A 13,556-nucleotide genomic window follows, 5' to 3' on the forward strand; every position below is an offset into this window, starting at 1 on the left:
ATACAATGAAAATTTTAATGATATTCGATCAAATCCAAGCAGGTTTTGGTGGGAAAGAAAACGGTGATTTAGAATTAGGTGGAAAAATGATGCCGATTGGATCAGCTAATATGTTCGATAAATATTTGGCAGATGTAAATGGACAAATCATTGGTACTTTATATTGCGGAGATGATTTTTATCTAAACAATAAAGATATGGTCACTAAAAAATTGGTCGCAATGACAAAAAAACTTTCCCCGGATGTTGTAATCTGTGGCCCAGCCTTCAATTACGAAAAATATGGATTGCTGTGTTCAGAAGTTGGTCAGGCTATAGAAAGGAAGATACAAATCCCGGTTGTTGCTGCTATGTCAGTCGAATGTACAGAGGGAATTGCTGCCAATAAAAATAATTTAACGATTGTAAAAATGCCCAAAAAAGGTGGAATTGGCTTAACAGATTCACTGAAAAAAATCTTAGAATTAGCGTCATTAAAAGTATCGGATCAACCTATTGGCCAGTTTGTTAAAGCTAATTGTTATTAATTTCTGAAAAGTGAGGGATAAATAATGTTTATAGATATGCCTTTATTTGATAAATTGAGTGAGATTGACAGTGTTTCTGGTGATGAAAAGGATATTTCTCTTTTGTTAAAGTCGGAATACGAAGCGTTAACGGATACTATTATTTATGATAACTTAGGATCTATCTTTGCTGTTAAAAAAAGCAAAAAGAAAAATGCACCCCATGTGATGATTGTTGGTCACATGGACGAAGTTGGATTCATTCTAAAAAAGATTAACGAAAATGGAACAATTAGAGCCTTAGCACTTGGAGATGTAAAATCTACCAGTCTTTTAGGAACATCGGTCAGGTTAAAAACTAGAAATAATAAAACTATTAATGGTATGTTGCTCGCCTACGACAAAACCGAAAATGTTTTGGATGAATCGAAAGAAGTCATAGTTGATTTTGGATTTGAAAACAAAGAAGAAGCAATTAGGAATGATTTGAATTTTGGAGATCGCATTGCTTTTGCAAACCAAAGTGGACAGTTTCTAAATAACAGAAGGTTATTTTCTAAAAACTGGGATGGGCGATATGCTCCGCTTATGGGTATTGAAGTATTGAAAGCTATAAAAGATCATGAATTTGATTTTGACTTATACATTGGATGTACTGTGCAGGAACAAGTGGGTTTTAGAGGAATTCAAACAGCAACGAACCTAGTTAAACCTGATTTAGGTATCGTCTTAGATACGAATAAAGCATTTGACTATCAGACAGATATCAAAGAAAAAAATGGCGAGTTAGGAAAAGGAGTTTTAATAAATTTCTATGATACAACTGTATTACCTAATCGATTATTACTAACAACTTTAAAAAATATTTGTGAAGAGAACAATCTTCTACACCAGTATTATTATTCTATGGAAGGTTCTGATGCAGCTTGGATAAATAAGTTGAGAGTAGGAACACCTACTCTTTTCATAAATGTTCCAATCAGAAATATGAATACTCCATCTTCTATCATGGATATAAAGGATTATGGAGCAGCTAAGAGTGCTTTACTATTATTTTTAGAATCTCTTACTGCAAAAAAAATTCAAGAGTTTAAAGAAGAAAATCGTTGAGTGGAGGTAATATGATGTCAAGCTTCAATGAAATTGATCTAGACTTATTAAAACGATTGTCTGAAGCAGATGGTATCGGTGGAAGAGAAAGGGAAGTAAGTCGAATCGTTACTTCTTATGGTAGAAAATATAGCGATGAGATTCAATATGATAATTTGGGTTCAGTCATCTTAAAGTCTGCTGGAAAATCCAGAGTTAATACTCCTAAAATAATGCTATCAAGTCATATGGATGAAGTAGGTTTTATGGTGAGAAGTATTACAGAAGATGGCTACGTTAATCTGTTGCCAGTAGGTGGTTGGTGGGGACATGTGATGCCAGCTCAAGAAATGACTATCACCACGGCGAATTCAGAGAAAATTATTGGTGTAATTGGTTCAAGAGCACCTCATGGTTTGCCAGCAGAAATAAAAGAGAAAGTTATTCAACCGATGGATATGTATTTAGATCTGGGAGTTAATTCAAGAAAATCTGTTGAAGGATTAGGCGTGTCAATTGGCGATATGATTACGCCAAACGTACTATTTAGAGAGATGAACGATTCTAACTATCTTATGGGAAAAGCGTGGGATGATCGATGTTGTGTGGGTGTGGGTCTGGAAGTTTTAAAAAACTTGAGCGAGAGTGATTATGAAGCCGATGTTTACTTTGCTGCCACGACTCAAGAAGAAGTAGGAATTAGAGGGGCGAGAACAGCTGTTCATACGATTAAACCAGATGTGGCGATTGCTTTAGATGTAACTACTGCAACAGATACCCCTTTTGATAAGAAAGGGATGAAGTTAGGGGATGGAGTAGTTTTATCAGTACTAGACTCACTTACTATTGGTAATAGCGGATTAGTTCAAATGATGGAAGAAATTGTACAAGATCTATCATTAGATGTGCGCTATGATTTTATGACTGTTGGTGGAACAGATGCTTGTAATATTCACAAGATGATGGATGGAGTTGTTAGTATGACACTTTCTCTCCAAACAAGATACATGCACTCACCAAGATTGATTATTCATAGAGAAGATTATATACAAACAATTAAATTGGTTACGGAATTTTGCAGAAGATTGAATTTAGAAAAATTAAACCAATTAAAAGCTTCTATCGGAATAACAAATTTTAGGGAGAACCATTATTTAGATTAATTATGAGAATCTTTGAAAGGATAATTAAAACTGATAGATCATGATGATTTATCAGTTTTTTTATGCATAAAAAAATTTTGTTTTATCTGAAAAGAACCAACCGGATCACACCTGATATAATAGTAATAAAAAGGGGTGTTCCTAATGAAATTTCACGTATTCGGTGATGAGCAAGCACCGATCATCCTGCTGCTCCATGGCATTCAAACACCTTGGCAGATTTGGCAAACGCAGATTGAGTACTTTCAAAAGGATTATTTGGTCATTGCCCCAGCATTGAATGGACATGAGGAAGATGCGGAAAGTGAATTTGAGAGTTTGGAAAAAGAGGTCGAAGAAATTGAAGATTACTGCCTTATTAACGGACATAAAGCTATTTTTGCGGTGTGCGGACTTTCGATGGGCGGAGTGCTGGCGTATAAATTATGGCTCAATGCAAGAATGTCCATCCAGCATCTTGTGATGGATGGGGCGCCTTTAGTGGCCAATAATAAGCTGGTACAGACAGCCATGACGAGACAATACCTGTCAATTACCCATAAAGCGCAACAGCGCGAGAGAAAGACAATGGAGAATTTTTCTAAGTTTTTTCTACCTATAGAATACCTCGACAGTTATTTAAAAATTGCGGATAATATGAGCGACCAAACAATTAGAAATCTTGTACGGTCATTAGGAGAAAACGAGCTGGCTAGCCCCCCAGATAGGAGCGGGGAAGAGATCCTGTATTTGTATGGAACAGGAACTAATGAGCTGTTTTCAAAAAAATCAGCGAAACAACTAAGCCAGATCTATCCTGAGGCTACGATCGTCAGGCTTGATGGGTATGGACATACTCAAAAGGCCATATATGAACCGGAAGAGTGGCTTCAATTAATAGAAAAACAGATAAGGAAAAAATAAATTTGGAAAGCCGTGAACAGATGAGTCCATTTACTATTTATAATGAAGGAAAACATGTATACCCAGTAATTATCAGTCTTCCTCACAGCGGGACATGGATTCCAGCGGAGATGCGTAAAAGCTTGCGAAAAGAGGCAGTTTTGGCGAATACGGACTGGTTTCTGCCAGAATTATATCGTTTTTTCGCGGCGAACGGCTGCACGGTGATCGAGAATCACGTCAATCGCTATGTTATTGATCCGAACCGTGAAAGCCAGATGGCTGGTGATGATTATCAGGATACAGTTGTTTACCAACAAAACACCTTTGGCAACTCTCTGTATAGTGAACCGTTGGCTCCGAAAAGAATCAAAGAACGTTTAGACAGCTACTATTGGCCGTATCACCAGACTCTGCAAGAATTGATCAAAGAGAAAAGAAAGCTTTTCTCAAAGGTCTATCTATTTGATTTGCATAGCTTTGCGGAGTACCCGAATGATGATCAGACTGCTCCGGCAGATTTCGTGATTGGAAACCAAGAGGATCAAACAGCTGGTTTGGATTTACGATTAGGCTTAACGCGCGCTTTAGAAGCCGCGGGCTACAGTGTTTCGAATAATCATCCGTTTTGCGGCGGGTTTATTACGCAGCATTATGGGCAGCAAGCTGGGGTCGAAGCGTTGCAATTAGAAATTCGCTACAATCAATACATTGATCAGCGCTCGTTTGGTGAAGAGGAATTAACGGATTATGACCCAGAATTATTCCTTTCCGCGCAGACTAAGCTGAAGAATATTTTTGAAACCTGCTTGAATGAACAACTAAATCATTGAAATACAGAAAAAAAGCGTTCGATCCCATGGGATCGAGCGCTTTTAGTAATCATTTGGATAATGAACGACAATAAACTTCACGAGATTGTTAGTCTGATTGTCCCAGTTATGATAGATCGTTGAAAAATAATGGGCTGAATCGCCAGGATACAGCTGATACGTCTTTTCATCAATCACCAATGTCAGAATGCCTTCTAACACATACACGAATTCTTCACCTTGATGAGGATAGCTGGCTGGCAGCTCCCGTTTTTCATGAGGCATGATCTCGATCATCTTCGGGGCGATTTTTTTATCCTGAGGGGATTGGCTTAACTGTTTGTAAATCATGTTGTTTAGTTTATGGATAACCGGCTGATCGTAGCCCCGTACAATCGGTTCGATCTCGGGTTCTTCTTCAAAAAAGTAATTGATCTTGACGTTAAATAAATCTGCGATATTTGAAAGATGTTCGACTGCGATAGTCGTGATGCCTCGTTCAAACTGCGACAAAAAGCCTGTCGATAGGCCCGTAGCTTCTGAAAGCTGTTTGAGAGTCATTCCTCGTTCATTACGCAGGTTCTTCACTTTTTCACCAATGTTCATTTGCTTACCTCAATTTCATATTAAAATATTTCTTTTTTCTTGGGTGAAAAAAGAGTAGGATTCTCATCACATCTATTATTTTACCAAACTAACGGATTATTTGATTCAGTAAAATAAAAAAAGTTAAAATCATGTGAAAGAATGGATATTCTTACGATAAATGTCTGTTTTAAGTATACCTGAAAAACGTGCAAACGCCTAACCGTCATTTAAATGAAAAACTTCAGAAAAAATAAATTAAAAAATTCACGAATATGAATAAAGCGGTTGCAAGTAAGGCGCAGGAGTCTTATAATTGAAGACGGGAGGGAAGCACGTGAAAAAGCCTACGATTTTTAATATTCAGAAGTTTTCGACTCATGATGGGCCGGGGATTCGTACGACGATTTTTTTCAAAGGGTGTCCCATCAGATGTGAATGGTGTCACAATCCTGAAAGCCAAGTGTTTGCACCAGAGATCATGTTAAATAAATATGGTAAAGAAGAAATGATTGGTAAAGATTATTCGATTCGCGAGCTGGTAAAGAAGATTCAAGCGGATCAAATCTTTTATGACCAGTCCGGCGGAGGTGTTACATTTTCCGGTGGTGAAGTGATGGCGCAAAACATGGACTATGTGGTGGAGCTGGCAAAAGAATGTCAACGCTTAGGGATTACAGTTGCCATTGATACTTGCGGAGTAGCGCCAACTGAAAACTATCGGCGAATCTTGCCATATGCAGATTTATTTTTGTATGATCTAAAGTTCATAGATTCACATAATCATCAACTTTATACTGGCGCAGGCAATCAATTGGTACTTGAAAATTTACGTTTCTTATCGGAGCATCAGGCAGAGATCAATTTACGTTTGATCTTATTGGATGAAATCAATGCGGAAGAACTAGATGCTGAAGCGATTATTGATTGGTTAATAGAAGAGAAAATTCATGTGAGTGAAATTTCATTGTTGCCATATCATGACTTTGGTCGCGACAAGTACGAACGTTTGAACCGTATTTGTACTCAAAATTTTAAAAAACCATCAGATGAAAAAGTAGCAGCCCTGCAAAAAGTCTACCAAGATGCAGGATACCAAGCGACGATCGGCGGATAAGTTCCATTAAAAGAATAATTGCCTAAATATACTATAGGAGGAATAAAAATGGCAGAATTAACACTAGAACCAACCAGAAGAGGGAGCACTGAGCGAATCAAACGTTTGCGGGAGATCAGTGACAAGGAATGTACACCAAGTATTTCGATGGAACGCGCAGTCCTATTGACCGAAGCTTACAAAAAATGGGAAGGTAAAGTTTCTGCACCTGTGTTACGAGGAGAAGCCTTCAAGTACATCATGGAAAACCGGACGAACTATATTGAAAAAGGGTCGCTGGTTCTTGGTGAAAAAGGCGATAAACCTTGGGCGGCTCCGACGTTCCCAGAATTGTGCTGCCATACGTTAGAGGATTTTGACAACATGCATAATCGCGAAAAAGTTTTCTTCCGAGTAAGTGAAGAAGATCGACGCGTTCAAGAAGAAGTGATCATTCCTTATTGGCATGATCGTGCGATGATGACGCGGATGAATCGCTTACTACCAGAAGAATGGCATTTATTATTTGATGCGGGACTTTATACAGAATTCTTGATGCAGCGCGGACCGGGCCATACGGTAGCAGATGGAAAAATGTATCAAAAAGGATTTGCTGATTTTAAAGCAGATATTCAACAAGAGATCGACAACTTAGATTACAACAATGATATGGAAGCGTTAAATAAACGTGAAGAACTAGAAGGAATGAAGCTGGTCTGCGAAGGCATGATCATTTACGGAAAACGCTATGCAAAAGAATGTCGTGAGTTAGCGGAAAAGGAAACGGATCCTCAATGGAAGCAAGAGCTGTTAGAATTAGCTGAAGTTTGTGATGTCGTACCGGAACATGCGCCGCAAACCTTCCGTCAAGCGATCCAAATGTATTGGTTCACTCATATTGGTGTGACGGTGGAAATGAACAACTGGGATGCGTATTCTCCAGGTAAATTAGATCAGCATTTAGAACCATTCTATGAAAAGGATATCGAAGAAGGGCGCTTGACTCGGGAAGAAGCGCGTGAATTGTTGGAAAATCTGTGGATTCAATTCAATAATCAGCCTGCACCGCCAAAAGTTGGGATCACGTTGAAAGAAAGCGGTACGTATACCGACTTCTGTAACTTGAATACTGGTGCATTGCGTCCAGACGGCACAAGCGGTGTCAGCGACGTCAGCTATCTGATCTTAGAAGTCATGGATGAAATGAAGTTATTGCAGCCAAGCTCAAATGTGCAGATTTCTCGCAAATCACCAGAAAAATTCTTGCGCGAAGCCTTAAAAGTTTCTCGTAAAGGCTGGGGACAGCCAGCGATGTATAACTCAGAAGCGATCTTGGCGGAGTTAAGTTATCTTGGCAAGTCTGTTGATGATGCTCGTGAAAGCGGGATTTGTTCAGGCTGTGTAGAAGTCGGAGTTGCAGGAAAAGAAGCCTATGTGCTGACTGGATATCTGAATATTCCGAAGGTCTTCGAATTAGCGATGAACCGTGGGTATGATCATTACACGGATAAACAAGTTGGGATCGATGTAGGCGACTTCACTAAGATGGAAACTTATGAAGAAATCTTTGAAGCCTTCCATAAAGAATTGCAATACGTGGTGGACGTGAAGGTCGCAGGGAATAACATGATCGAACGGATGTATATGGAATTTATGCCAGTTCCATTACTCTCAGTGATGTCAGATGATTGTATATCTGTTGGTAAAGACTACAATGCTGGCGGGGCGCGTTACAACACAAGCTACATTCAGTGTGTGGGTATCGCAACGATTACCGATTCGTTAGCAGCGATGAAGCACAATGTTTTTGAAGAAAAAACAATGACGATGCAGGAATTGTTAGCTGCATGTGAAGCCGATTTTGAAAATTATGAAGAAATCTATGACAGAGTGTATAACGAAACGCCTAAATATGGGAATGATGATGAATACGCGGATACTTTATTACGTGATGTGGCGGAATCTCTGCAAGAGGTCATCGCAGGACGTCCAACGCCGAAAGGTTCGAAAACAGTTGTTGAATTCTTACCGACAACTTGTCACGTATACTTCGGCCAAGTTATGGAGGCTTCACCAAATGGCCGCCATAAAGGCATTCCATTGCCAGACGGCATCTCACCAGAAAAAGGCGCCGATCGCAATGGTCCGACAGCTGTAATCAAATCTGCCTCAAAAATTGACCAAACGAAAACAGGCGGCGCTTTGTTGAATCAGAAGTTCACACCTAGTGTGGTAGCCGGAGAAGCTGGAATCACCAACATGGCTTCGTTAGTCCGCAGCTACTTTGCCTTGGATGGACACCATATCCAATTCAATGTAATCGATCGCCAAACATTATTAAAGGCACAGCAGCATCCGAAGGAATACGAAAACTTGATCGTACGAGTAGCGGGCTACAGTGATTACTTCAACAATTTAGAAAAGGCTCTGCAAGATGAGATTATCTCAAGAACAGAGCAGGCATTTGGATAAATAGTTATTTAGAGGTTGTGACAGAAGTGGTCAGCCTCAAGAAATTTCGGCTTATTTCCGCATACAAGTTCTGCTTTGTGTAACTTAGTAGTAACTGTATGTGTAGCCTGCGAAGAAGAAGTTACTTCTGGAGTACCGTTTGTTCGGAAAAGGGAGGTGTGACAAGACTTTTGTTACACCTCTTTTTTTTTACGCCTGGAAAATAGCTGGCACTGATTCCTAAGAGATTTTAAGAAAGCTATCTGATATAATTAGTTGAATATTGTCGGAGGGGTGCTGATTCATGTATGGATGTTAAACCTAGATATGAAAAACAGAGTTTGAGCGATAAGGTTGTATTAGATGTGAAACGTCGAATTTTGGCAGGTACGCTAAAGAGTGGAGCTCGTCTAATTGAGACAGATATCTCAAATGAGTTTACGATCAGTCGAGCTCCTGTCAGAGAAGCAATGCGTATCCTGAATCAACAAGGCTTGATTATTTTTTCTCCTCGGAAGGGCAATCATATAATTGAGATGGGCCCAGATGAATTGCTGGAGGTTTTTGAAATTCGAACGTCGTTGGAGAGACAAAGTTTGCATAAAATTTTGCGGAAACAGCTGCTCAAGGAAGAGGATTTTCAGCAATTGACCCAAATTGCGCTTGATATGAAGGATGATGAGCGGCACTGTCAAAGTGAAGAGGAAAAAGTCTTTTTATTTAATTCACTGGACCTTGCTTTTCATAAATATCTTTGGGAATTATCTGGGAATGTGAGAAGAACGCGAATTTTAGAAGGCCTATATTATCAATTACTGATTGTGATGAATGAGGATCTTTCTTCACATGAAACGCTAGAAAAGAAATCGGAAGAACACCTAGCATTTGTGGATGTTTTGCGCGGAAATGACCTTTCGACGGTTGTTCGCGAGTTTCACGACCATATCTACGCGTACGTTAAGGCTACCTTGCCGACAGAAGAAAAGAATTTTTACTTGGATTGCTAAAAGAGTTATCTTTACTTAATGAGTATGGCTGGAAATAAAAAATGAACCGTCCATTTTTTTTGGACGGTTCATTTTATTTTTTCAAAGCAATTTGCTGTGCGTGGACGTTTTTCAGGAAGGCCTGGTCATGCTCAACGATCAGCATTGTTGGTTTGATCTGTAATAAAAGATCTTCCAATTGCTTTTGATTGAAGACATCAAGATAGTTCAAGGGTTCATCCCAAATGTAGAGCTCTGCTTCTTGCGCGAGCGATTTAGCCAGCTCGACTTTCTTACGCTGGCCCATACTCATTTCTTCAATGCGATTTGAAAAAACATTACGTTCCATACCGAGTTTCCGCAGATTATTCAAAAAGATAGAATAATCCAATTGGTTTTTCTCTGCGAAGTCTTGCAGATTCCCTTGATTGCTTTCATAGTTTTGTCTAACATAACTGACTTTCACGTTTGGCCGCAGGAGTTCACCGCTGGCCTCGCCCAGAAAAGTTCCTAATAAATAATGCAATATGCTAGATTTTCCGATCCCATTTGGCCCAGTCAATGCTGTGATTTCTCCTCGTTTCAATTCAAAGGATAAAGGAGCGAAGAGGGGCTCTTGGTTCGCGTAGTGCAGAGTCAAATCTTCCACCTTCAAAAGCTGAGCATGACGGCTAGACTGATAGTTCATTGTGAGGCGATCGACATCTTCCAAATCTTTTAAAAGTCCTTCTTTAACATCGATTTGATCGGACATGCGCTGTTCAATCATTTTAGAACGCTTCATTGTACGCGCGGCACGAGCGCCAATGAAGCCAGTATCGAAAATTCCGCCGCTGCCTTTTTCTGAGGGTTTGCCGTACTTTTCTTTTTCACGAGAACGGGACCACTCAGCCTTTTCAGCGGCAGTTTTCTTCAATCGGCTGACTTCCTTCTTTATTTTTCTGTTTTGTGCTAATTCAAATTCATCCCGCAGTTCTTTTTGTTCTTCATAGGTCGCGAAATTACCTTGATAGAGTACCAGCTGGCTTTTTTCGATCGCTAAAGTATGATCGGTAACTTGATTTAAAAATTGGCGGTCGTGACTAACAACGATAAAGCCATCCTTGTGCTGCAAATAGTCCGCGACATGTTGGCGGCCCTGCAGATCCAAGTGATTTGTCGGTTCATCGATCAGCGGGAAAAAATTTTCTTGCGTGAAGAGCAATGCTAACAGCACTTTTGTTTGTTCTCCGCCAGAAAGTGTCTGGTACGGCTGCCACAGCACTTGCGGGTCTAATTGAATCAAGTTCATTTCTCGTTCTAATTCCCATAACTCAAAATCGGCGACTTCCAGTAGTGCATAATAAGTCAGCTGGTCTGTTTCTTCCACAGTTGCTGGGAAATAAACCGGCTGTAAAGGAAATTGAATCTCCCCTTGGTACGCATGTTTTCCTAACAGCAGCTGCAGCAATGTAGTTTTACCACGGCCATTGCGGCCGACTAACCCTAATTTCCAATTACTGTCGATCGTTAAATTGGCATCTTCAAATAGTAAATCGACCTGTTTATCAAAGCCAAAGGTCAAATGTGTAATTTTAATTGTAGACATAAAAATTCCCCCTCTTGTCTCCTCGTGGAAACAAAAAAATCCCGACTAATTTTCAGGAAAGGGTAGGGGGGTTGGACTCTTAGTTGTTGAATAGTGATAAGCGTGCAGGAAAGCTAGTTCAAGAAAGAAGAAACGTATTTTTCAAAACTCGTGAAAAATAATTCTATTCTGCTAAACTGCGGATTCACTAAATTCGCGAAATAGTATATTACCTGCTCATGCTTGGCAAACTGCGAAAAGCATAATTGGCAACAAAAAGAGACCATCCATTAAAACCCTAAGCCAATCCTGAAAATCTGCCCACTAATCCCGTTAACATATGTCAATCTAAGATTGGTTAGCAACTTCCAACATTCGCTTAGTTTTTCAATGGCATGATCCCTCGTTTCAGTATAAGATAAATTTATTAAAACAGAATTTTTCGGCTTTGTCAAAAAAATACGGACGCAGCCGCTTCCCCAAACATGCTACGCCCTGGAGTGATCCTCGATAAACGAGGCGAAGAAAATTCATTCTTCTATAATTATAGTAGCATATATTTGAAAAAAAATGTTTTTTGAACCCTTGGAAACAGTCTATGTGGAGACGCTATCAAATAATTTGGTACAATGGGTACAGAAATGGAGGTGGAGGGATGAATTATGCAGGAATTTATCATCGTCCCGAGAGTGAATTTGCGTTTCTTTATACCAAAGATCTGATGCGCATTCGCTTACAAACAGCTCGTAATGAAATAAAGTCCGTTGGTTTGATCAGCGGAGATTTTTATACGTTTGCTGAGGAAAAATGGTATCACCAACAACAAACAATGAATCAAGCCTATACGACTGACAGCCATGATTATTGGGAAATCGAAGTGTCTGCACCGCATAATCGTTTGGCCTATGCTTTTTGTATTACGGATTATTCAGGAAAAAAGGTCTTTTATACCGACCAGGGAATTTTTGAGTTTGAAGAGGATCGGTTAGCGCGGGACTATTTGTATTTTCGAATGCCTTATTTTCAAGAAATCGACCGTTTTAAGGTGCCGGATTGGGTGGCAAAAACGGTTTGGTATCAGATTTTTCCGGAGCGCTTCTATAATGGTGATCCCTCAAATGATCCCGAGGATGCTCTAGCATGGGGAAGTGAAAAACCAACACGGGAGAATTTTTTTGGCGGTGATTTGCAAGGGGTCATCGACAAGTTAGATTATTTAGAAGATTTGGGTGTGAATGGGCTATATCTGTGCCCAATCTTCACCTCGCCATCAAACCATAAGTACGATACGGTGGATTATTATGAGATCGATCCGCACTTTGGCGATAAGCGGCTCTTCCGTGAATTAGTCGAAAAAGCGCATGAGCGGGGAATTCGCGTGATGCTGGATGCGGTTTTCAACCATCTTGGAGCGAGCTCGCATCAATGGCAGGATGTCATCCTGCATGGTGAAGCGTCTTCATATGCTGATTGGTTCCATATTGATTCCTTTCCGCCACGTTATACGGCGATTCCTGATTCGGAATATGCTAAAAATTTGAATTATGATACCTTCAGCTTCAATCCCCATATGCCTAAGCTGAACACCGCAAATCCTGAAGTACAGAAATACTTATTGGAGATTGCGACGTATTGGATTCGTGAGTTTGACATTGATGGTTGGCGGCTGGATGTTGCTAATGAGGTCGATCATCATTTCTGGAAGGAATTTCACGAAGCCGTCTTGCAGCAAAAAGAGGATCTGTATATCTTGGGGGAAATCTGGCATTCTTCACAGCGTTGGTTGCAGGGCGACGAGTTCCATGCGGTGATGAATTATGCGTTCACTGACAGCATTAAAGCCTTTTTCGTGGAGCAGACGATTTTGATTTCGCAAATGATTTTTGGGATGAATCGCCAGCAATTACTTTACCGCGATCAGACCAATGAGGTGAGTTTCAATTTGCTGGACTCCCACGATACACCACGGATTTTGACGCTATGTCAAGGAAACAAAGACTTGATGAAAACGGTCCTGACCTTTATGTTTATCCAAAAAGGCACCCCGTGCATTTATTACGGCACGGAAGTCGGGATGGAAGGCGAGATGGACCCGGATTGTCGTCGTTGTATGATTTGGGAGGATCAGGATGAAGACCTTAAGACGTTCATCAAACAACTGATCGCTTTACGGAAGCAGTTTTCTGAGGTATTCAGTTACGGAGATATGACTTGGCATTATGACGACGATAAGAAGGCTTTTTCACTGACGCGAACATATAAGGAAAAAACGTTGATCGCGACCTTTAATGAAGGGGACTCCTTCAAGGTCGAAAAAGAAGGACGTCGTATATTTGGTCAAAATTATCATGAGGATGACGGGTATCAGTTGTTACCTCATGGATTTGTGATTGAAGAACTGTGATCGCAAGTCGCTTTG

Annotated in this window: 11 protein-coding genes; 9 read left to right on the top strand and 2 right to left on the bottom strand. The window is 40.1% G+C overall.

Features of this window, described 5'->3' with window-relative positions:
* Positions 1–5 precede the first annotated feature (5 nt).
* The 5 genes from IGI38_RS16650 to IGI38_RS16670 all read left to right on the top strand — a co-directional run bounded on the left by IGI38_RS16650 (position 6) and on the right by IGI38_RS16670 (position 4,473).
* Positions 6–527 carry a GrdB-related putative oxidoreductase gene (locus IGI38_RS16650; RefSeq protein WP_438732629.1) on the top strand — a complete coding sequence of 174 codons (522 nt, stop codon included), beginning with the start codon at positions 6–8 and terminating at the stop codon, positions 525–527.
* A 36-nt stretch (positions 528–563) separates the two neighbouring features.
* Positions 564–1,616, top strand: coding sequence for a M42 family metallopeptidase (locus IGI38_RS16655; RefSeq protein WP_438732631.1), 1,053 nt, complete (start codon positions 564–566; stop codon positions 1,614–1,616).
* A gap of 14 nt (positions 1,617–1,630) precedes the next feature.
* Positions 1,631–2,758 carry a M42 family metallopeptidase gene (locus IGI38_RS16660; RefSeq protein ID WP_438732633.1) on the top strand — a complete coding sequence of 376 codons (1,128 nt, stop codon included), beginning with the start codon at positions 1,631–1,633 and terminating at the stop codon, positions 2,756–2,758.
* Positions 2,759–2,902: 144 nt separating this feature from the next.
* Entirely contained in the window at positions 2,903–3,661 is a 759-nt protein-coding gene (locus tag IGI38_RS16665; protein ID WP_438732635.1) for an alpha/beta hydrolase, read from the top strand.
* Between the two features lie 20 nt (positions 3,662–3,681).
* The gene (locus IGI38_RS16670; RefSeq protein ID WP_438733394.1) at positions 3,682–4,473 is read left to right on the top strand and encodes an N-formylglutamate amidohydrolase; all 792 of its coding nucleotides are present in this window, start codon (positions 3,682–3,684) and stop codon (positions 4,471–4,473) included.
* A 42-nt stretch (positions 4,474–4,515) separates the two neighbouring features.
* On the opposite strand, the gene IGI38_RS16675 is transcribed toward IGI38_RS16670, so the two are convergent.
* Complete coding sequence (locus IGI38_RS16675) at positions 4,516–5,058, bottom strand: helix-turn-helix domain-containing protein (RefSeq protein WP_438732637.1); 543 nt, start codon at positions 5,056–5,058, stop codon at positions 4,516–4,518.
* A gap of 316 nt (positions 5,059–5,374) precedes the next feature.
* Between IGI38_RS16675 and IGI38_RS16680 the strand changes: the two genes are divergently transcribed.
* The 3 genes from IGI38_RS16680 (at position 5,375) to IGI38_RS16690 (ending at position 9,591) form a co-directional block, all read left to right on the top strand.
* Complete coding sequence (locus tag IGI38_RS16680; protein WP_438732639.1) at positions 5,375–6,154, top strand: glycyl-radical enzyme activating protein; 780 nt, start codon at positions 5,375–5,377, stop codon at positions 6,152–6,154.
* A gap of 48 nt (positions 6,155–6,202) precedes the next feature.
* A complete protein-coding gene (gene hypD / locus IGI38_RS16685) occupies positions 6,203–8,605 on the top strand; it encodes a trans-4-hydroxy-L-proline dehydratase (protein WP_438732641.1) in 2,403 nt (800 codons plus the stop codon).
* A gap of 287 nt (positions 8,606–8,892) precedes the next feature.
* The gene (locus tag IGI38_RS16690; protein ID WP_438732643.1) at positions 8,893–9,591 is read left to right on the top strand and encodes a GntR family transcriptional regulator; all 699 of its coding nucleotides are present in this window, start codon (positions 8,893–8,895) and stop codon (positions 9,589–9,591) included.
* Positions 9,592–9,664: 73 nt separating this feature from the next.
* Here IGI38_RS16690 and abc-f read toward each other — a convergent pair whose 3' ends face one another.
* On the bottom strand, positions 9,665–11,158 hold the full coding sequence (abc-f, locus tag IGI38_RS16695; protein WP_438732645.1) for a ribosomal protection-like ABC-F family protein: 1,494 nt from the start codon (positions 11,156–11,158) through the stop codon (positions 9,665–9,667).
* Between the two features lie 634 nt (positions 11,159–11,792).
* Between abc-f and IGI38_RS16700 the strand changes: the two genes are divergently transcribed.
* A complete protein-coding gene (locus IGI38_RS16700; protein WP_438732647.1) occupies positions 11,793–13,541 on the top strand; it encodes a glycoside hydrolase family 13 protein in 1,749 nt (582 codons plus the stop codon).
* The last annotated feature ends 15 nt before the right edge of the window (positions 13,542–13,556 follow it).

The organism is Enterococcus sp. AZ128, assembly GCF_051714485.1.
Taxonomy (GTDB): Bacteria; Bacillota; Bacilli; order Lactobacillales; family Enterococcaceae; genus Enterococcus_A.

Excerpts from the sequence above, each read along its gene's own strand:
- IGI38_RS16650 (WP_438732629.1), top strand. The coding sequence starts at position 6 with ATGAAAATTTTAATGATATTCGATCAAATCCAAGCAGGTTTTGGTGGG.
- IGI38_RS16655 (WP_438732631.1), top strand. The coding sequence starts at position 564 with ATGCCTTTATTTGATAAATTGAGTGAGATTGACAGTGTTTCTGGTGAT.
- IGI38_RS16660 (WP_438732633.1), top strand. The coding sequence starts at position 1,631 with ATGTCAAGCTTCAATGAAATTGATCTAGACTTATTAAAACGATTGTCT.
- IGI38_RS16665 (WP_438732635.1), top strand. The coding sequence starts at position 2,903 with ATGAAATTTCACGTATTCGGTGATGAGCAAGCACCGATCATCCTGCTG.
- IGI38_RS16670 (WP_438733394.1), top strand. The coding sequence starts at position 3,682 with ATGAGTCCATTTACTATTTATAATGAAGGAAAACATGTATACCCAGTA.
- IGI38_RS16675 (WP_438732637.1), bottom strand. The coding sequence starts at position 5,058 with ATGAACATTGGTGAAAAAGTGAAGAACCTGCGTAATGAACGAGGAATG.
- hypD (WP_438732641.1), top strand. The coding sequence starts at position 6,203 with ATGGCAGAATTAACACTAGAACCAACCAGAAGAGGGAGCACTGAGCGA.
- IGI38_RS16690 (WP_438732643.1), top strand. The coding sequence starts at position 8,893 with ATGGATGTTAAACCTAGATATGAAAAACAGAGTTTGAGCGATAAGGTT.
- abc-f (WP_438732645.1), bottom strand. The coding sequence starts at position 11,158 with ATGTCTACAATTAAAATTACACATTTGACCTTTGGCTTTGATAAACAG.
- IGI38_RS16700 (WP_438732647.1), top strand. The coding sequence starts at position 11,793 with ATGAATTATGCAGGAATTTATCATCGTCCCGAGAGTGAATTTGCGTTT.